Origin of the sequence: Streptomyces mobaraensis NBRC 13819 = DSM 40847, assembly GCF_017916255.1 — a bacterium.
In the GTDB taxonomy this organism is placed as follows: Bacteria; Actinomycetota; Actinomycetes; order Streptomycetales; family Streptomycetaceae; genus Streptomyces; species Streptomyces mobaraensis.
Genome location: NZ_CP072827.1, coordinates 1,799,231 through 1,816,921, shown reverse-complemented (window position 1 = coordinate 1,816,921; position 17,691 = coordinate 1,799,231). Strand labels below are relative to the sequence as shown.

The following is a 17,691-nucleotide window of genomic DNA, read 5'->3' as shown; positions in this document are numbered from 1 at the left end:
GTCTGTGGTGGGGGAGAGTGGTGGGGCGCGCCGGGGGCGGGAGGGGGCCTTTCGTGTTCGGGGCGTGTGTTGTCCGTCGCCGTGTCTTCACGGCCTGGTCCGTCCGTTCGTCCGTACCTGGAGCCCGTAGCCCATGTCCCGCAACCGCACCTCCCTCCTCGCTCTCTCCGGGGCCGCCCTGAGTGCCGCCCTGTTGGTGACGGGGTGTTCGCTGAGCGACGGTCCGACGAAGAAGGCGGAGCGTACGTACACCGTGCGGGGGAAGGTGACGGTGATCGACGCCCAGACGCTCGGCGGTGACATCAGAGTGCGTCCGCTCGCCGAGGGGGCGGACAAGGTGCAGGTGACCGAGCGGTACGAGTACAGCGGGCCGAAGCCGAGCCCCGAACACAGCCTGCGGGACGGGAAGTTCGTGGTGAAGAAGGCGGACTGCGGCTCCTCCCACCGGTGCACGGTGCACCTCACCGTGCTGGCGCCGCCCTCCGTCGCCGTCGAGCTCAAGACCGCCGGCGGCGACATCGTCGTCGAGAGGACGTCCGGCAGTGTCGACGCCGAGACCAGCGGCGGGGACATCCGGGTCGAGGACTCCGCGTCCCGTTCGGTCCGCGCGGTCACCCGGGGCGGGGACGTGACGGCCGCCTTCACGGCCGTGCCCGACGCGGTCGACGGGCGGACGCAGGGCGGTGACATCACCGTCCGGGTGCCGAAGGGGGACTACACGGTCGACGCGAGTACGGCGGGCGGCAACCGGAAGGTCACCGTTCCCTCGACCGCCGGCGCCCCGCACCGGATCAAGGTGCACACCCAGGGCGGGAACGTCTCCGTCACCCGGTAGGGGTTCCGGGCGCCGTTGCCGGGACGCGCCCTCGACGGGGCCGTTCCGCTACGGACGCCCAAGCGGACGCCGCCGTCCCCGCACCCGGCGGCCGGAACGTGCGGCGGTACGCCTGCGGGGTGACCCCCACGGCCGCGTGCAGGTGCCGCCGCAGCGAGACGCCGGTGCCGAAGCCCGCGCGGTGCGCGACGACGTCGACCGGCCAGTCCGTCGTCTCCAGCAAGTGCCGTGCCAACTCCACGCGTTGGAGGGTGAGCCACTGTCCGGGCGTGGCGCCGGTCTCGTCGCGGAAGCGGCGGGTGAACGTGCGGACGCTCATGTTGGCGCGGGTGGCGAGGTCGGCGAGGGTGAGCGGTTCGGCGAGGTGTTCCACGGCCCACGCCCGGGCCGGGGCGGTGCCGGTGGCCGCCGGTTCGGGGACGGGCCGGCGGATGTACTGGGCCTGGCCGCCCTCCCGCCAGGGCGGTACCACGCAGGACCGCGCGACCTCGTTGGCGATCCGGCTGCCGTGGTCGCGCCGGACGAGGTGCAGGCACAGGTCGATGCCGGCGGCCACCCCGGCGGACGTCAGGACGTCGCCGTCGTCGACGAACAGCACGTCGGGCTCCACCCTGACGGTGGTGAACATCCGCCGCAGCCGGTCCGCCTCGCGCCAGTGGGTGGTGGCCGGACGGTGGTCGAGCAGCCCGGCGGCGGCCAGGACGTACGCGGCCGTGCAGATGCCCACGACCCGGGTGCCGGGCCGGATCGCGGCGAGCGCGGCGCGCAGCGGGTCCGGCAGCCGGCCCTCCTCCCGGACCGGGCCCAGGTCGTGCGAGGGCGGGATGACGACGGTGTCCACGCGGGCCAGCAGCGAGGCGTCGTGCGCGACGGTGAGCCCGTAGTCGGCCTCCGTCCGCACCGGGCCGCCGTCGACGCTGCACGTGGCGACGGAGTAGAGCGGCTCCCCGGCCGCGCCGCGGGCGGCGCCGAGGACACGGCCGGGTATGCCGAGCTCGAAGGGGACGACCCCGTCCAGGGCCAGGACTCCTACGTGGTGCATGGCCGGATCCTTTCAGGGCGTGGCCATCGGGCCACTACTGGGGGGCCGGGCTCCCCGGCAGCCTGGTGGGGTGCCGGGGGGCGCGGACGCCTCGCGTCGAATCCCGGAACGCGGTGGGTTGGTCCCCCGGGGTTCCGCGACGCCCCCCGGAACCCCGAACTCCGAACCCCGAACCCGGAACCCTCAACCCGTAGCCCCGAACCTCGAACAGCCCCCCGGGCCCCTGAAGAACACCCACGAATGGATCCCGAAAAATGCCCCTGACGCCACCTGCCCCCACCCCCGCCCCCACCACCATGCGTGCCGTCTCCGTCGACGGCCCCGGTGGCCCCGACGTCCTCAAGATCGTCGAGGCGCCCCGTCCCCGGCCCGGCCGGGGCGAGGTCCTGGTGCGGCGGGTGGTCCTGGACCGCGTCTTCCCCCTCGCGGAGGCCGCCGCCGCGCACCGGCTGGGGGAGACCGGACGGACCACGGGGAAGATCGTTCTCTCCGTCGCTTCTTGAGAGCGATCCCCATACCGCGCGGCCGCCCGCCCGTCAGAAACCGCCGAGATCGGCGGAGATCCAGTGCTCGGGCCGCATGAAGATCAGGACGTGCCCGCCGAGCCGCGTCCGGTCGTACTCGACGAAGCCGTCGACCTTGTCCGCCGGGAGGTAGCGCGCGGCCATCTCCCGGGAGCGCTCGGGGCTGTCCTCCTCGATCCTGGTCACCGGCCCCTCGACGGACACGTAGCGCACCGTCGGATCGGTCCGCTGCGCCATCAGGGCGAACCGGCCCGCCGCCCGGATCGCCCGCGCCTTCCGGGAGTCGGGCCCGGTCCGCACCCAGAGCTCGCCGCCCGGCGAGTACTGGTACCAGATGGGGACGGTCAGCGGCGCGCGGTCCGGCCGTTCGGCCACCGACAGCGCACCGATGTGAGGCTCCGCCAGGAACAGTTCGCGTTCTCGCGTCGTCAGCGTCATGCCTCCGACCCTAACGACGGCCGGCGGCTTCCGGAGCGTGGCGCTCCAGACGCCTTGAACGCGACCCAGACGCCCTGAACGCGGCCCGTTCACGCTCCTGGCGGGTGCGGCGTGGGCGGGCTCAGGTACGGCCGGAGGCGCGCCAGCCGGACGGCCGGGGCGGGAAGCGGGGACAGCGACGCGGTGAGGCGGGCGCGCCGGGTCGTGGCGGGGCGGTCGTCCTCGGCCCTCGCCAGGGCGCGGGCGAGCGGCGGCGCGAACCCGAGCTCGGCCGCGTCCCGGTCCGCGCGCAGCTCCGTCCACCGGACCACGGCCTCCACGGCCGGGGGCACGCCCAGCACCAGCAGCGGCAGTCCGTACAGCGACGGCCGTGTCATCAGGGCGAGTTGGACGACGCACAGCGCCGCCAGCGCGGCGGCCGGGTAGGCGAGCGGCCGTGCCACCCGCCGCGCCCCCTGGACGATCACACGGGTGAGCCACCAGACGGCGCGTCCGGGCAGCGCGTACCAGTACCAGGGGAGAGGGGACCGCGGCCGACGGCGGCCCGGTTCCCGCGCCAGCACCGCGGCCAGTTCGCCGTCGGTCAGCCGCGACAGCGCGCCGCGGGTGACGCCGACGACGCGGCCCGGCGGGATCCTGCCGAACAGCCGGTCCGTGTCCTCGACCCAGACGCCGTACGGGTCCGGGGGCAGGCCGGCCCGCGCACGCACTTCCCGCCACACCGGTTGCAGGCGGTGGACCTCCTGCGGCGTCGGGCGGCGGAGGCGCCCGATCCACCGGGCGGCGCCGCGTTCGGCGGCCTCCAGCCGGAGGAGCGGACCGGCCGCCAGCCACGCGAGCAGACCGGCGAGGCCCGCGATGCCGAAGGGGAGCGTGAGCAGGACGACGACGAGGAGGCCGCAGAGGAAACCCGTCAGGTGCGGCAGCAGTCGGCGGGCGGCGGATCCGTCCGTCCCCCTCTGCCGCATGATCACCGTGACGCGGACGCCGCGGGCGGAGATGGTCAGCGGACGCGCGGCCGACGTGGCGTCGGCGAACCCGGTGCGCCGATCCGCCGACGGTCCGGTGGCGACCGAAGTGGCGTCGGCCGCGGCGTGGTTGGGGCCACTCGCCGATCCGTCCACCGATCCGACCGCCGCTCCGGCCGTCGATCCGTCCGCCGCCCCGTTCGCCGATCCGTGCAGCGCGGGTTCCCCGGCAGGGCTGAGCCGGAGATCGCGGGCGGCGAGGGCGCGGCGGAGCGACGCCGCCCTCGCCTCGTCGTCGACGAACCGGCGCTGCTCGCGGACGGCTTGTTCACGGTGGGCCGCCCGCGCCCGCGCCAGCCCGCGTTCCACGGCCTGCGCCCAGTTCCGGGACACGCCCGTTCCCGGCGCGTCCCGGAACGCGGGCGCGCGGCGCGACAGGACCGCGACGACGCGGCCCGCGAGGGTCTCGGCCCGCACGTCACACCCCTCCCTCGTAAGGAGCGTGCGGGGCCTGCGGGCCGTGCGGGTCGGCGCCCGAGCCGTCCGCGAGGGGAACGGCCCGGCCCGTCGCAGCCGTGGAGGAGGGCACCCCGTTCACGGGCGGCGGGCCGGTGCCGGACTGCTGCGCCTGCTGGACCGTCGCCGCGATGCCCTCCTTGCCGACGTGCACGACGAGCGGCACGAACATCGTGATCTTCTCCAGGACGACGGGCGCGGTCGCCCCGATCACGACCGCCAGCCAGGCGGACATGGCCATCGGGGACGTCCGGGTGACCGCCGCGGCCACCCCGCAGCCGACCGCCGCCCGCAGCAGACCCGCGATGGCGTACGCGAGGAACCCCGGGGCGGGGAGTTCGCCGTCCGGCCGCTCGAAGGGAGCGGGGAGGGGCCGGCGCTCGTCCCGGAGGGTGCTCGCGTCGACGTTCCACGGCAGTCTGCGCCACCGGCGCACCGCGATGATGTAGTCGAGCGCCTCCATGGCGAAGCCACCGAACGCGCCCCACAGCGCACCCTCCAGCCACCGCATACGCATGAGCATAGGGAAACCCGGCGATACCGGCAGCGGCTTTCCACCACCCACGCGCACAACCACTGCCCGCCGACGGATATCACCCTCCCGTGATGACGAATGTCCTGATGAGGAGGGGCGGTTCACATCTGCCGGGGCTGGTGGGGTGATCCCTAGGGTCGTCCGCATGACATCATCGGTTCTCCCTCCCAGGGCCCCGCGGCGGGCCGGGACCGCCGTCGACTTCGCTGCGGTGAAGAAGAGTTACGGCGACGTCCACGCCGTACGGGGTCTCGACCTGGCCGTCGACCGCGGCGAGACGGTCGCCCTGCTCGGCCCCAACGGTGCCGGTAAGTCCACCGCCATCGCCTTGATGCTCGGGTTGCTGCCCCCGGACGACGGGGACGTCAGACTGCTGGGCCGCGCTCCGGAAGAGGCGGTGCGCGCCGGGCAGGTGGGCGCGATGCCGCAGGAAGGCGGGCTGATCCCGCGCGTCACCGTCAGGGAGCTCCTGTCGTTCGTCCGCGGCACCTACCCGGCCCCGATGCCGCTCGGCGAGGTCCTGGACGTCGCCCGGCTCACCGCGCTGGCCGACCGCCGCGTCGACAGGCTGTCCGGCGGGCAGGCCCAACGGGTCCGGTTCGCCCTGGCGTTGTGCGGCGACCCCGAACTGATCGTGCTGGACGAGCCGACCGCCGCCCTGGACGTCACCGCGCGCCGGGAACTGTGGCAGGCCATGGCCGCCTACGCCGCCCGCGGCAACACCCTCCTCTTCTCCACTCATTACCTGGAGGAGGCCGACGAGTACGCCGAACGGATCGTCGTCGTCTCCCAGGGCGCGGTCGTGGCCGACGGCAGCGGCGCCGAGCTGAAGAAGCGGGCCGGCGGCCGGCGGGTCAGCGTCGATCTCGGCGGCCGGGAGCCGGACGCCTTCGCGCGGGTGCCCGGCGTCACCCGCGTGGAGGTCCGGGGCGCACGCGTCCACCTCACCACCGACGACGCCGACCTGACCGTCACGGCCCTGGCCCGGGGCGGCGCGCTGCGCCACGTCGAGGTCACCGGCGGCGGCCTCGACGAGGCGTTCGTCGCCCTTACCGGCGACGCCCTCACCCGCGGCGACCTCCACACGGGGAGTGCTCACTGATGATGCCGCTGCTGGGTTATCTGCGCCTGGAACTGCGCCGGACGGCGCGCGACGGCGGCTTCCTGATCATGTCCCTCGCCGCCCCGGTGATGATGTACCTGCTCTTCAGCCACATGGGCAGCGGACACCCCACGCACGCGGAGCAGGTGCGCACCCTCGCCGGGATGGCGGGTTTCGGTGCCCTCGGCGCGGTGATGACCGCGGCGGGCGGCATCGCCGAGGACAAGAAGGCAGGCTGGCTGCGGCAGTTGCGGCTGACCCCGCTGCCCGCCGTCACGGTGGTCGTCGGGCGCGGGGTGAGCGCGATGTTCCTGGCACTGCCCCCGGTGCTGGCGGTCGGTCTGCTTGCCGCCGTCGTCAACGGCGTCTCCCTGAGCGCCGCCGAGTGGGCGGGCCTGCTCGGAGTGCTGTGGCTGGGCATCGTGCCCGTCGCCATGCTGGCCCTGGGCTGTGGCTATCTGATCGAGGGCGCCAAGGCGCACTCCGTGGGCCTGGCCTCCTACCTGCTGCTCGCCGTGGCGGGCGGCCTGCTCGTCGACACCCGGGACCTGCCGCGCCGGCTGTCCCGGATCTCGGGCGCGACCCCCGTCAACCGCTACAAGGAGATCGCCACCGACCTCGCCCTGGGCCATACCCCGACCATGACCGCCCTGGCCGTCCTGCTCGCGTGGAGCGCCGCCCTCACCGCCTTCGCCGTCCTCGGCTACCGCAAGGGCGGCGCGACGGCCTGAGGAGGGAGGCGGTGGGCCGGCAAGTCCAGGGTCGGTGAGCCGACGTGGAGGCCCGAGGTGGCCGGCCCCGTCCGTGGAAAGCCGCCCAGAGCCCGTCCGACGAGTCGCGTGACGCCTTCGCCCCGGTGCGGTACTCGTACGCCGACGTCATGCGGCAAGCGCCGCAGCGCCACGGCGACGGCGGCTCCCTCACCACCCATAAGGAGGGTTTCACGGTGGAGCCCTTTTCAACTGGAGAGCGGGGGGAAGAGCCTGCGCTGACGGCCTCGTGGACAGTCGGACAGGGGAGACTCGTGAAGCCATGGAATCGACGCGCCATGCTCGCCGCGGCGTTGGTCGCCGTCTTCCTGACGGCGGCGCCGGGTGTCGGGGCGGCCGAATCACAGACCCGCGCGGAGAAGGCCGCAGCGACCTCCGCCCCCAGCGCGGTCGGACCGTTCCAGGTCAGAAACCAGGGCACTGGCCGCTGCATGGGCTTCCCGAGCGGTAACGACCGTGTGCGAGTGTGGGATTGCACCACGGAGGCTTACCAGCTCTGGGACTTGGCCGCCGACGGCCGGGGCCGCTACCACATGGTGAACCGCAGGGACGGCCGGTGCCTCGCGGGTTACGCACAGGGGCCGAGTGGCTGGGCGACCTGGCTGTCCACCTGCGACGCCGACTTCAGCGACGTCGACCAGCTCTGGTACGTGGACCCGGCCACCCAGTCCGGCCCGGCACGCATCGCGAACCTCTATGGCCGTGTCCTCGAGCCGGACCGCGGTTGGGGCGGCGCGAACCAGTCACCAGTGGTGACCAACGACAACCAGGGGCTCCCGAACCAGAAGTGGACCCTCAAGTACATCCGGTAAGGACCGGCCCCCCGGAGCGCGGGCTCTCGTCCCTCCAGGGGATGGTGCGGGGGTCGGCCCGTCCCGTCGTCCGGTCGTGTCACCCCGTCCCCAGGAAGACCCCGTCACGCGATCCGCCGGACACCCCCTAGCCCTCGCCCCCGCGCGCGGCCGAGCAGAGCGCCTTGTCCACGATGTCCTCCATGCGCTTCCGCACCGCCTGCCCCGGCTGCGTGGTGACGGCCACGTTGACGGCGCGGCCGTCCTCCGTGACGCCGCCCCGCGTCTCGTACCCCGTCATGCTGCCGCCGTGCCCCCAGTAGACGCCGCCGCAGGAGAGCGGTGTGCTGACCAGCCCCAGGCCGTAGCGGGCGCCGACGGCGAAGGGGTCGGCGGCGGGGACCGTCCTGCGCATCTGCCTGAGCTGCGGGTCATCCACGAGGTGGCCGCGCAGGAGCTCCGCGTAGAAGCGGTTGAGGTCGGAGTTGGTGGAGACGAGCTGCCCGGCCGCCCAGGCCCAGGAGGGGTCCCACTCGGTGGCGTCGACGAACGGCGCGCCCGGGGACGCCTGGTAGTAGCCCTTGGGGTGGGGTTCGCGGATCCGCAGCTCGCCGGGGGCGGGGAAGTAGGTGTGGCGCAGCCCGGCGCGCCGGATGACGCGCTGCTCGATCTCCGCGGCGAGGGAGTGTCCGGTGACCTTCTCCACCAGGAGCCCGGCGACCACGTAGTTGGTGTTGCTGTACTTCCAGCCCCTGCCGGGTTTGAAGTCGGCTTTGTCGCGGAGGGCTAGGGCGAGGAGTTCGCGCGGCTCGTAGGAGCGGATCTCGTCGCTCAGCCGGTTGGTGTAGTTCGGCAGTCCGCTCCTGTGCTGGAGGAGCTGGCGGACGGTGATGCTGCCGCCGTCGATCCCGTCGCCGTGGACGAGACCCGGCAGGTACTTGTCGATGTGGTCGCCGAGTCTCACCTTGCCCTCGCCGACGAGCTGCATCACCACCACGGACGTGAACGCCTTGGTGTTGCTGCCGATGCGGACCTGCCCGTCGCGCGGCACCGGGGCGCCGGTGGCGAGGTCGCCGACGCCCGCGGTGTACGTACGGGTGCGCCCCTCGCCGTCCGTGACGCTCGCGAGGGCGGCGGGCATGCCGTCGGCGCGCACGAGCGCGTCGAGACCCCCCTGTACGGCGTCGTGCCGCGCGGCGGTGGGCGCCGCCGCGGCGGACGGCACCGAAGCCCCCGTCGCCAGTACGCCCGCGGCCACCGCGACCGCCCCCGCCACCACTCCGCGCCGCCTCAGGGGACGACGGGACCGGACCTGCCGCTCATTCCACTCACGCATGCGGTGACTCCCATGAACTCGGAAAACCGGACCACTTCGGCGGGAACGTTTCCCCGCCTGCCGGTCCCAGCATTTCCGCACAAGCCACCCATCGACGATCCGGCTGCCCACCCGGCGGCGGGTGGGGCTTTCCCCCGGAAACCGACAAAGCGGCCGGGAACCGGCGCGGGACACGGACGCCCGGGCCCTAGTTCAGCCCGGACATGAACTCGCTCAGCAGGCGGTTCGCCGTGCCGGACTCGTACAGGCGGGCGAACTCCGCCCGGGCGATGCGGTGCCGGAACTCGCCCTGGTACGAGGCGTCGCCCGCGTTGTGGACGAGGTCGGTCCACCAGGCCGCGAACGCCTGGTAGTTCCACACGTTGCGGAGGCACGTCGGGGAGTAGGTGTCGAGCAGGGACGTGTCTCCGTCGTGGGTCTGGTGGTGCACGACCGCCCTGGCGAAGACCTCGGCGTCGTACAGGGCCAGGTTCATGCCCTTCGCGCTCATCGGGGGGACGATGTGGGCGGCGTCCCCGAGCAGGTACAGCCGGCCATGGCTCATCGGGCTGTGCACCACGCTGCGCAGCGGCACCAGTTGTGCGCTGCTGATCGGGCCCCGGGAGGCCATCGGTTCACCGAAGCGGGTTTCCAGCTCGTCCCAGATCCGCTCCTCCGGCCAGTCCGGCAGCGTGCTGTCGGGCGGACACTGGAGGTAGAACCGGCTGGCGTGCGGGCCGCGGCCGAACTGCCCGGCGAACCCGCGCGGGTGCAGCGCCATCATGGTCTGGTGCCGGGCGGGAACCTCCGCGAGGACGGTCAGCCACGAGTAGCCGTACGCGTGGGCGTGGCGGGTGAGGATCCCGTCGGGGACGGCCGTCCTGCTCACGCCGCGGTCACCGTCGCACCCGGCGACGAACTCGCAGCGGATCTCCCTCGTCGAACCGGTGCCGTCGCGGTAGCGGACGAGGGGGGACGGCCCGTCGGCGATGTTCTCGAACGAGACGTCGTCGGCGCCGAAGCGGAGGTCTCCGCCGTCGGCCACGAAGACGTCGATGAGGTTCCGGACGAGGACCTGCTGCGGGCAGAAGCGCCCGCCGCCCTCGTCGTCCGGTACGAGGGCGAGCGGACGCGTCTCGCCGTCGATCCGGAAGTTCAGCACGGGTTCCAGGGGGACCCCGCCGATCACCCGGTCCGCGAGTCCCCACTCCCGGAACATGCGGGACGCCCTGGCGTCGAGGGCGCCGGCGCGCTGCCGCTGCTCGACGTACGCGCGGTCGCGCTTCTCCAGGACGACGCAGTCGATTCCCTTGCTCAGCAGCAGGTTTCCGAGGGTGAGACCGGCGACGCCCGCTCCTACGACGACCACGGTGGTGGTCTCTGTGTTCGTGTCGGTTGGCATGCCTCCATGCTCACGAGACGGGGCATCTGCGTGGCACCGGCATACGGACAGGGTATTCCGGAAACCCGCCAGTCATCCGTCCCGGCGCCGGAGTTCCCTCCGGTACTGCCCCGGCGTCTGGCCGACGATCGCCGTGAACGCCTCGATGAAACTCGTGGGGTTGGCCCAGCCCAGCCGGGTGGCCGTGTCGATGACCGCGTCCCCTTCGGCCAGCCCGACCAGCGCGTGCTGCACCCGCAGCAGGCTCCGCCACCGCTGGAAGCTCATCCCCAGCTCGGTCGCGAACAGGCGGCTCAGGGTCCGTTCGCTCGCCCCGACCCTCCGTCCCAGCTCCGCCAGCGTCGAAGGCGTCGCGGGATCGGCGTGGAGGAGGTCCGTGACCGCGCGGAGCCGGTCGTCGTCCGGCTCCGGGAGGTGCAGGGCCTCGTCGGGAACGTCGACGAGCTCGTCCACGACCACCTCCCGGAGCCGCGCCCGCGCGTCCGGCCGCAGTTCGCGGCCACCGGTGAGGACCAGCAGGGCCTCACGCAGCAGCGGTGACGTGGTGAACACCATCGGCCGGTCCGGCAGCGAGGCGCACAGCGCGCCGGGGACCTCCACCACCCGGACGTCCGTCCGCCCGTACGCGCGGTGGTAGTGCTCGAACCCCGGTGGTGTCCAGGTGACGCGGTTGGGCGGAGTGACCCAGGTGCCGCGGTCCGTCGTGGTGGCGAGAACGCCCGTCGAGGGGTACAGCAACTGCCCTTCGGTGTGGCGGTGGGGCGCCACACCGTCTCCGTGGGCGAGCAGCCCGCGCTTGTCCGGGGCCGGATGGTCGAGGTCGGGCTTCCGGTGGATGCGAGGCACGGACGACGAGCCTACCGACGCGAGTCCGTGCGTCAGGGGCGGGATCCGTCAGCCGACGACCCTCTGTCCGTCGAAAATGCCGCCGACGCAGACTTTCAGACTCGGCGAGATCACGCGGACCTCCCCGCCCCCGAGCATGCACTGGTTGGCCGTGACGGACGTGGGGGCGGCGACGGCTGCGACCGTACCCGTGAGTCCCGCAAGGGAGGCGGTGAGCAGAGCCGCGAAAACGGTGGCGGTGATACGGCGCATGTCGACTCCTTCCGGCCGGGGAGCGAGGCGAACGCGGCTCCCGGCGACTCGTGAAGCCGTTGTCCCACTCTGAGGGTTTTCCGTCCATAGCCGTTGACGGGCCACCCTCGTGTGAGTGACGGCATTCGCTCGGTCGGGGGTCCGTCTCCGAGCGGGCCCCCTCAGTGGGACCGGCGGAGGTGGCGGCCCATCTCCGCCGTCAGCTCCACCGCCGTCTCACGGTCGCCCGCCCGCCAGGCGCGGTAGTACAGCTCCTTGATCCGCCTGCACTCCGCGCACCCTGCTTCCGGCCGGTAGCCGGCCGGCCGGTCGCTCACCGCAGGCCGTCCCGGCGACGGCTCCGCGCGTTCGCCGCCGCGACGCGCGGGCTCAGCGTCTCCGGCCGCGTCGCCTTGTACGCGCGCAGCGCGGCGGCCAGCGTCCGCGCCTCCTCCCCGCCCAGCGGGTCGAGGATCGACACGAACACCCGCCCGTTCAGGGGCGGTTCCGGCGTGACGCGCACGTCCAGCCCGTACGACGCGAGCGCGTCGTGCAGCTCGGCCGCCACGCGGGCGGCGGTCTCCCGGAGAGCGGGGAGGTCGGGGGTGAAGCCGGGGGTGTCGGGGCAGCGGTGGTCTCTGGGCATGGGGGCGCACTCCGTGGGGTGGGGTTGTTCCGATTCCGTTCTCAGCATCCCGGAGTGGCGCTACGCTCACCAGCGGTGACGTTTTCGGGATCGCTATGCGTACATGGATGGCAACTGTGCCCCCACCCAAGCAACTTGACCCCTCGGCTTCCCTCGCGGCCTTGTACGGCTCGAAGCTGCGCAGACTGCGACGTCGGGCAGGGCTGACGCAGCCGAAGCTGGCGGCCAAGGTTCCCATTTCCCACAGTCGAATCGCCCAGTACGAACTGGGCAAGGAATCTCCGAGTCAAAAGGTGAACGCTCGGCTCGACGAGATTCTGGGAGCCGATGGCGAGCTCATCGATATGTGGGAGGCCATCGAGAACACGCCGTTTCCCGACTGGCTGCAGAAGTACTTCGAGTACGAGGCGAAAGCCACCGCCATGCACAAGTACCTGGCGCACCACATCCCCGGGCTGTTGCAGACGGAGACGTACGCGCGCCAGGTGATGGGGCAGGCCCAGCCCTGGCTGTCCGAGGACGAGCTGAAGGTGAAGGTACAAGGACGGCTCGACCGGCAGAAACTCCTCGCCAGACCCGATCCGCCACTTCTGTGGTCGGTGCTCGACGAGTCGGTCCTGAGGCGCCCTGTGGGCGGCCCGGCCGCCATGCGTGATCAGTTGCTGCACGTACTGGAGGCGGCGAAGGCCCCGAACGTCGAGGTCCAGGTTCTCCCCTTCACCTCCGGGTGCTACTCCATCATGGGCGGTTCGGTGACCGTGCTGTCGTTCAGTGCCATGCCGGACATGGTCTACTTCGAAGGTGATTTCTTCGGGCGGATGGTGAGGGACAGGGTGTCTGTGGCGCGTCACTCCCACCGTTACGACCTGGTGCACGCCGCGGCATTGGCTCCCAGCGCATCGATTGCTTTGATCGAGCAAGTGGTGGAGGAATACGACGCATGCGCACGATGAGTGTCATCGAGTGGCGAAAGTCCACGTACAGCGCTGGAGAGGGCGAATGCATCGAAATATCGTGTGTCATACGTGACCTCGTCTTGATAAGAGACAGCAAGTCCCCGTACGCCGCCCGCCTCCATTTCCCCATTCCCACTTGGCGCGCCTTCACCCAGGCCCTCCGTTCCGGAGCGCTCCCGCGCCCCGGAACGGAGGCGCCCCTCACGCCCGTACGTGGATGAGCGTCGACGGAGACGTCTGGTCGCCCACCTGGAAGGTGAGGGCCGTGTCCTCCGGAACGGGTGCGTTCGGTAGGGCCTTGACCGCGACCCAGGCGGCGGACACCGCGCCCTTGCCGTGGAGGGCGAGGTAGACGCCCTCGAAGGTGAGGGTCTGCCCGTCGGCCTGCAGGGTGCCCGTATAGGCCGTGGTGGCGAGGCGGGCGTCCATGATGGTGAGTTGGTAGCCGCCTTCGGGAACGAAGGCGAGGCCCGGGCAGGACGGGAGGGTCACCCGGACCTTCTGCGACGGGATGGCCTGGTCGGAGTCGGCGCGTACCTCGACGCCCGGGTAGCGGGTCTCGCCCGCGCGGGTCAGGGTGACCGGTGTGCCGCCGGGGGACAGGGAGAAGCGTGAGGCGGCGGCGCCGACGCTCAGGTCGATCCGGCCGCTCAGGTCCGTACCGCGCAGCAGTGCGGTGATCTGCATGGGACCTTCCTGGGGCCCGGCCTGGAGCGTGCCGGCGGGGACGGTGAGCCAGCCGCCCGCGTCCGTCTTGGCGGAGTACGTCAGCGGGGCCTGGCCGCCGTAGGAGAAGTGGGAGCCGGTGGAGTGCGGTTCCAGGCGGAGGGTGACGTCCTGGACGGAGAGGGGCTGGTTGGTCTCGTCGAGGAAGCGGACGCGGAAGGCGCCGAAGGGGGTGTCCTTCGGGGCGGACAGGGGGTGGTCGGCGTTCGCCGGGTCCTTGAGTGAACCCAGCGCGTGCAGCCATGCGGTGAGGTCGTCGCGGTAGGCGAAGATCCCCGCGTCGCCGAGGGATTCGACGAGGCCGGGCGTCGGATGGGCGATCACCGGAATGCCTGAGGCCATCGCCTCGACGGCGACGCGTCCCCAGGATTCGTAGAGGCTCGGCATCAGCACGACGCGGGAACGGCTGTATACGTGTTCCCGCATGTCGTTTCCGGGAACGCCGTCGGCGACCTCGCAGTTGGGGAGGCGGGTCGGCGGCAGGATCTGCGGCCCGTAGGAGCCCTTGACGCCGAGGAACCGCCATTCGGGCGTCCAGGCGGCGATCTGCCAGAAGATGTCGCCGCCTTTGTCGGGATTGAGGTTGACGAGGGTGACGTGGTCGCCGGGTTCGGTGCGGTAGTCCTCCGCGATGACCGGCGGGCGGACGACGATCGTGCGGCCGGGCAGGAATTCGGCGGGATAGCGGGCGTAGTGGATCTCGCCGTCCCGCCGGATCCACTCGCTGTTGTAGACGACGAGGTCGGCCCCGGCCGCGTTGTGGTAACTGGTGGCGAAATTGTCGTGGCAGATCACGACCACGGGTATCTGCCGGGCGCGGGCGAGTCCGGAGACGAGCGGGACGTTCTCGAAATGGGAGAGGAGGACGTCCGCGCTCTGCGCCTCGGTGGCGAAGTCGGAGCCTTCCTGGAATGGGACGACCCGTACTCCGTCGATCTCGTAACTCTCCTCGATGGTTCCGGGGTGCGAGAGCCAGACCGTCACACGGTGACCGCGTTCGGCCAGGGGCCGGAGCATCGAGTGCAGCATCCATTCGGATCCCGCGTTGTGGGCCGGGGGGTATCCGTACACCCGGGCCGTGACGGACATGCCGCGCGACTTCTTCGACGGGGTGGGCTTGGGGAGGACGGGCCTGGGCGGGCGGGTGGCCGTCACCGGGTCCACGGGCTGGTGCTCCTTCCGTACGTTCACGTTCCGGTTCACGCTCGCGCTCGCGTTCACCGGGCCCGTACGTCCACGACGACGGGTGTGGAGCGGGCGGTGCGGACGCCGACGCAGAAGGCGAGGGCGGTGGGGTCCTTGAGTGCGGCGGGAGCGTCGGGTGGGGCGGAACCGGCCGGGGCGCCGGCGGGTTCCGCCGTCACCGCGACCCACACCGTCGATTCCGCGCCCTTTCCGGAGAGGAACAAATCGACTCCGGGGAAGAGGACCGCCCGCCCGTCCGGTGCCGCGTGGCCGGGGAAGAGGTGCTGTGTGCCGTGTCCGTCCTGCACGGTGAGCCCGTGATTCGGGCCGCTCTCGGCGTGGAAGCGCAGCCGCTTTTCCCGGGGGAGCGCGACGTAGACGTCCTGCGGGGAGACCGTCCCGTCGTCGTCCGCCCGGACCCGCACGCCCGGATATCCGACCGGGTGGTCGTGGTCGAGGACGATGTCCGGGGGGCCGCCGGGGAACACCGAGAAGGGGATGTCGTCGGCGATCCGGACGGTGGTGGACGGGGATGCCGCGTCGCCCAGGCAGAAGACGAGCGCGGTGTTTCCCGGGCGCGCGCCGCAGCTCGCCCTGACCGCGACCCACGCCGTGGACGCCGATCCCTTTCCGGGCAGTGCCGGATCGACTCCCCGGAAGGTGAGGGAGCGGCCGTCCGGTGAGGGATTCCCGGGGTAGGCGGTCGTTTTCCCGTGGGCGTCCCGCACGGTCAGCAGGCAGTTGGCGCCGCCTTCCGGGTGGAATTCCAGGCCCATTCCCCGGGGGAGGGCCACGTAGGCGTCGAGGGGCGGGACCGGCTCGTCGCCGGTCGCCGTTATCCGTATACCCGGATAGCCGGTCTCGCCGCCGACCGCCGTCACGACGTCGGGCGGGCCGCCCGGGGTAAGGGTGAACGGCGCGGTGGGGGGCGGGGATTGCGTTTCGACGGGGGGTGCGGGCATGTCTTCGGGCACGGTTTCGGGCACGGCGTTTCCCTTCTCCTCTTCGTGTACGACTCTTCGTGTACGACGCGGCTCTTTCCGTGCGCACGCTGGGGCGGCCATCACGGCGGCACGGCGGCATGGCGCGACGGCACCCCGGACGCGCCCCGGACCGCGGGGAGTTGGCCCGGAAGGGTCCGGGTGCCGTGCTCGTGCCGCGCCGCCCCCTGCGGACGGCGCGGCGCGGCGCCGCGTGCGGGATCCCGGAGGAAAGGCGCCGTGAACGCCGGCGTGCGATGCGGCGTCGCCCTCCCCCCGGGTCCAGGCCCTCGTCTGCGATGCCGCGGGTCCGGCGCGCCGCGCGCGGGGCAGGGCTGCCCTGTTGCGTCGTGCGGAGGGACACGGGACACGGATTGACGGGAGCCTTCGCCGTGTCGAACCAGGCTGACGCGGGTCGGACGTCGGCGAAAGGGGTGGAGACCGTGGAAAGAACCGTCCCTGACACATTTGCCCGCCTACGCCCCTGAACCCACCGGCATCAACCGCCCTTCCCGCGCCGCCGGTTCTCACTGGCCTCCTCACATGGACCCCATGGAGCAGCCTGGTTCCACTGTTGACCAGGGCACCCGCAGTGCGGAGCGCCCCAGGATGGCCGGGACCCGAGGGGGCTCGAACAGGCCAGGCGGGACGGGTGGTTCCGCACCCTGGCAACCGGCCGGCCGGTCAGCGGGCCTGTGGGGCGCCCGCGGTTGAGGGCACGTCGGCCTTCGGCCACGCGTATTCGGACACAGGTCCGATCGCTTTGTGCCATCCGCCGGCAACCGGGCTCCGGTTGTGCGCGGGCGGGGCTACACAGGAGATCCGGGGTGGTGACGGCCGGCGGTTGGGGGAGGTCGAGGCGGTTGGTGACGATCGACGTGGCGGTGCTGCTCGCCGTCATCGTGGTGGTGAGGCTGGGCCGGCGCACGCAGTCCCGAAGTCGCAACGACGAGAAGCTGACCGTCGTCATCGTGCTGGCGCTGGGCGTTCTGATCGCACCCACGTCGGCGGGCCGGGCGATCCACGACATCCTGGGGCAGCTCGCCAACAGCATCACGCAGGCCGGCCGGTGAGCCCCCGGGCGCGCGAGCGGCGGGCCGGGGCGTCCGGGCGGTCGTCACCGTCCGGGCGGTCGTCACCGTCCGGGCGGTCGTCGGCGTCCCGGCGGTCGCCTGTACGGCGGCGCGGGCGGCGGCCGGGCCGGCGGCGGCAGCGCGTCGGCGACCGGGCGGCCGGTCTGCTCGTGGCCGCGGTCCTGGCCGTCGCGCTGGTGGCGGCCGTCGTCGACTGGCTGCTGGACCACTGGTGGGTCATGGCCGTCGTCGCGGTGCTCGCGGCGGGCGCGGGTGCCGTCGTTGTCCACCTCAAGCGGCAGCGGGCGCGGTGGGAGGCCGTCCGCGCGCGAGGGCTGCGGTACGCGCTGCCCCAGTTGGACGCCCTGCACCATGCCCGGTTCGAGGAGGCCGTGCGGGATCTGCTGCTCCGGGACGGTTGTCGGGACGCGGTACGGGTCGGCGGCCGTGGTGATCTGGGCGCCGATGTGACGGCCACCGACCCCTACGGGAGGCGGTGGGTGGTGCAGTGCAAGCACCGGCGCGACGGGGCGGCCGGTTCCGCGGTGGGCACGCCCGACCTCCAGGTGCTCAACGGGACGGCCCGTCCCGTGCACGGCGCCGACGTCGCGGTGATCGTGACGAACGGGCGGGTCACCGGCCCGGCCGTGGCCTTCGCCCGGCAGCAGCGGCTGCACGTCGTCGACCGTCCCGCGCTCGGGGTGTGGGCGTCCGGCTCCCGGCCCTTGTGGGAGCTGCTCACGTCGCTCCCGCCGTCCCGGGAGCGGACCGGCGGTTCCTGAGCGGGTTCCTCATCCTTCGCCGACCGGG

Annotated in this window: 20 protein-coding genes and 1 pseudogene; 9 read left to right on the top strand and 12 right to left on the bottom strand. The window is 72.5% G+C overall.

Features of this window, described 5'->3' with window-relative positions:
• The first annotated feature begins 133 nt into the window (after positions 1 to 133).
• On the top strand, positions 134 to 835 hold the full coding sequence (locus tag J7W19_RS07340) for a DUF4097 family beta strand repeat-containing protein (protein ID WP_004943338.1): 702 nt from the start codon (positions 134 to 136) through the stop codon (positions 833 to 835).
• On the opposite strand, the gene J7W19_RS07335 is transcribed toward J7W19_RS07340, so the two are convergent.
• Entirely contained in the window at positions 825 to 1,877 is a 1,053-nt protein-coding gene (locus tag J7W19_RS07335) for a GlxA family transcriptional regulator (RefSeq protein WP_004943335.1), read from the bottom strand. The two genes, J7W19_RS07340 and J7W19_RS07335, sit on opposite strands and share 11 nt — an antisense overlap.
• A 395-nt stretch (positions 1,878 to 2,272) precedes the next feature.
• Here J7W19_RS07335 and J7W19_RS07330 point away from each other — a divergent pair.
• A pseudogene (locus J7W19_RS07330) lies at positions 2,273 to 2,380 on the top strand (zinc-binding dehydrogenase); the annotation flags it as partial.
• A 33-nt stretch (positions 2,381 to 2,413) separates the two neighbouring features.
• Here J7W19_RS07330 and J7W19_RS07325 read toward each other — a convergent pair.
• The 3 genes from J7W19_RS07325 to J7W19_RS07315 form a co-directional block, all read right to left on the bottom strand.
• On the bottom strand, positions 2,414 to 2,839 hold the full coding sequence (locus J7W19_RS07325; RefSeq protein WP_004943329.1) for a pyridoxamine 5'-phosphate oxidase family protein: 426 nt from the start codon (positions 2,837 to 2,839) through the stop codon (positions 2,414 to 2,416).
• Between the two features lie 89 nt (positions 2,840 to 2,928).
• Positions 2,929 to 4,284 carry a M48 family metalloprotease gene (locus J7W19_RS07320; protein ID WP_004943326.1) on the bottom strand — a complete coding sequence of 452 codons (1,356 nt, stop codon included), beginning with the start codon at positions 4,282 to 4,284 and terminating at the stop codon, positions 2,929 to 2,931.
• A 1-nt stretch (position 4,285) separates the two neighbouring features.
• Positions 4,286 to 4,834 (bottom strand): hypothetical protein, encoded by a 549-nt coding sequence (locus J7W19_RS07315; protein WP_158688767.1) that lies wholly within the window; start codon positions 4,832 to 4,834, stop codon positions 4,286 to 4,288.
• A gap of 169 nt (positions 4,835 to 5,003) precedes the next feature.
• Here J7W19_RS07315 and J7W19_RS07310 point away from each other — a divergent pair, with 169 nt between their 5' ends.
• From J7W19_RS07310 to J7W19_RS07300, 3 genes are all read left to right on the top strand, one after another.
• A complete protein-coding gene (locus J7W19_RS07310) occupies positions 5,004 to 5,960 on the top strand; it encodes an ABC transporter ATP-binding protein (RefSeq protein WP_106429592.1) in 957 nt (318 codons plus the stop codon).
• Positions 5,960 to 6,691 carry an ABC transporter permease gene (locus tag J7W19_RS07305; protein ID WP_004943318.1) on the top strand — a complete coding sequence of 244 codons (732 nt, stop codon included), beginning with the start codon at positions 5,960 to 5,962 and terminating at the stop codon, positions 6,689 to 6,691. Before J7W19_RS07310 ends, J7W19_RS07305 begins: the two co-directional genes overlap by 1 nt.
• 317 nt (positions 6,692 to 7,008) lie before the next feature.
• Entirely contained in the window at positions 7,009 to 7,542 is a 534-nt protein-coding gene (locus J7W19_RS07300; RefSeq protein ID WP_004943315.1) for an RICIN domain-containing protein, read from the top strand.
• A 127-nt stretch (positions 7,543 to 7,669) separates the two neighbouring features.
• Here J7W19_RS07300 and J7W19_RS07295 read toward each other — a convergent pair whose 3' ends face one another.
• The 6 genes from J7W19_RS07295 to J7W19_RS07270 all read right to left on the bottom strand — a co-directional run bounded on the left by J7W19_RS07295 (position 7,670) and on the right by J7W19_RS07270 (position 11,961).
• Positions 7,670 to 8,857, bottom strand: a complete 1,188-nt coding sequence (locus tag J7W19_RS07295) for a serine hydrolase domain-containing protein (protein WP_040889350.1) — start codon at positions 8,855 to 8,857, stop codon at positions 7,670 to 7,672.
• A 187-nt stretch (positions 8,858 to 9,044) separates the two neighbouring features.
• Positions 9,045 to 10,238 carry a 4-hydroxybenzoate 3-monooxygenase gene (locus tag J7W19_RS07290; RefSeq protein WP_004943310.1) on the bottom strand — a complete coding sequence of 398 codons (1,194 nt, stop codon included), beginning with the start codon at positions 10,236 to 10,238 and terminating at the stop codon, positions 9,045 to 9,047.
• 72 nt (positions 10,239 to 10,310) lie between these two features.
• Positions 10,311 to 11,084, bottom strand: a complete 774-nt coding sequence (locus tag J7W19_RS07285; RefSeq protein ID WP_004943307.1) for an AraC family transcriptional regulator — start codon at positions 11,082 to 11,084, stop codon at positions 10,311 to 10,313.
• Between the two features lie 48 nt (positions 11,085 to 11,132).
• Entirely contained in the window at positions 11,133 to 11,336 is a 204-nt protein-coding gene (locus tag J7W19_RS07280; RefSeq protein ID WP_004943302.1) for a hypothetical protein, read from the bottom strand.
• 161 nt (positions 11,337 to 11,497) lie between these two features.
• Complete coding sequence (locus tag J7W19_RS07275) at positions 11,498 to 11,653, bottom strand: hypothetical protein (protein WP_158688766.1); 156 nt, start codon at positions 11,651 to 11,653, stop codon at positions 11,498 to 11,500.
• Positions 11,650 to 11,961: a hypothetical protein gene (locus J7W19_RS07270; protein ID WP_004943299.1), complete on the bottom strand. Its 312-nt coding sequence runs from the start codon at positions 11,959 to 11,961 to the stop codon at positions 11,650 to 11,652. Before J7W19_RS07270 ends, J7W19_RS07275 begins: the two co-directional genes overlap by 4 nt.
• A 161-nt stretch (positions 11,962 to 12,122) precedes the next feature.
• On the opposite strand from J7W19_RS07270, the gene J7W19_RS07265 reads away from it, so the two are divergent.
• Positions 12,123 to 12,914, top strand: a complete 792-nt coding sequence (locus J7W19_RS07265; RefSeq protein WP_233478077.1) for a helix-turn-helix domain-containing protein — start codon at positions 12,123 to 12,125, stop codon at positions 12,912 to 12,914.
• Complete coding sequence (locus tag J7W19_RS33770; RefSeq protein WP_078587946.1) at positions 12,902 to 13,138, top strand: DUF397 domain-containing protein; 237 nt, start codon at positions 12,902 to 12,904, stop codon at positions 13,136 to 13,138. The genes J7W19_RS07265 and J7W19_RS33770 overlap by 13 nt, the downstream gene beginning before the upstream one ends.
• Here J7W19_RS33770 and J7W19_RS32785 read toward each other — a convergent pair.
• On the bottom strand, positions 13,119 to 14,807 hold the full coding sequence (locus J7W19_RS32785; RefSeq protein ID WP_233478076.1) for a glycosyltransferase family 4 protein: 1,689 nt from the start codon (positions 14,805 to 14,807) through the stop codon (positions 13,119 to 13,121). The two genes, J7W19_RS33770 and J7W19_RS32785, sit on opposite strands and share 20 nt — an antisense overlap.
• Positions 14,808 to 14,860: 53 nt before the next feature.
• Positions 14,861 to 15,790, bottom strand: a complete 930-nt coding sequence (locus J7W19_RS07250) for a hypothetical protein (RefSeq protein ID WP_158688765.1) — start codon at positions 15,788 to 15,790, stop codon at positions 14,861 to 14,863.
• An 881-nt stretch (positions 15,791 to 16,671) separates the two neighbouring features.
• On the opposite strand from J7W19_RS07250, the gene J7W19_RS07245 reads away from it, so the two are divergent.
• Together J7W19_RS07245 and J7W19_RS07240 are read left to right on the top strand one after the other, a co-directional pair.
• A complete protein-coding gene (locus J7W19_RS07245) occupies positions 16,672 to 16,881 on the top strand; it encodes a hypothetical protein (RefSeq protein ID WP_040889348.1) in 210 nt (69 codons plus the stop codon).
• A 170-nt stretch (positions 16,882 to 17,051) separates the two neighbouring features.
• On the top strand, positions 17,052 to 17,663 hold the full coding sequence (locus J7W19_RS07240) for a restriction endonuclease (RefSeq protein WP_004943287.1): 612 nt from the start codon (positions 17,052 to 17,054) through the stop codon (positions 17,661 to 17,663).
• The last annotated feature ends 28 nt before the right edge of the window (positions 17,664 to 17,691 follow it).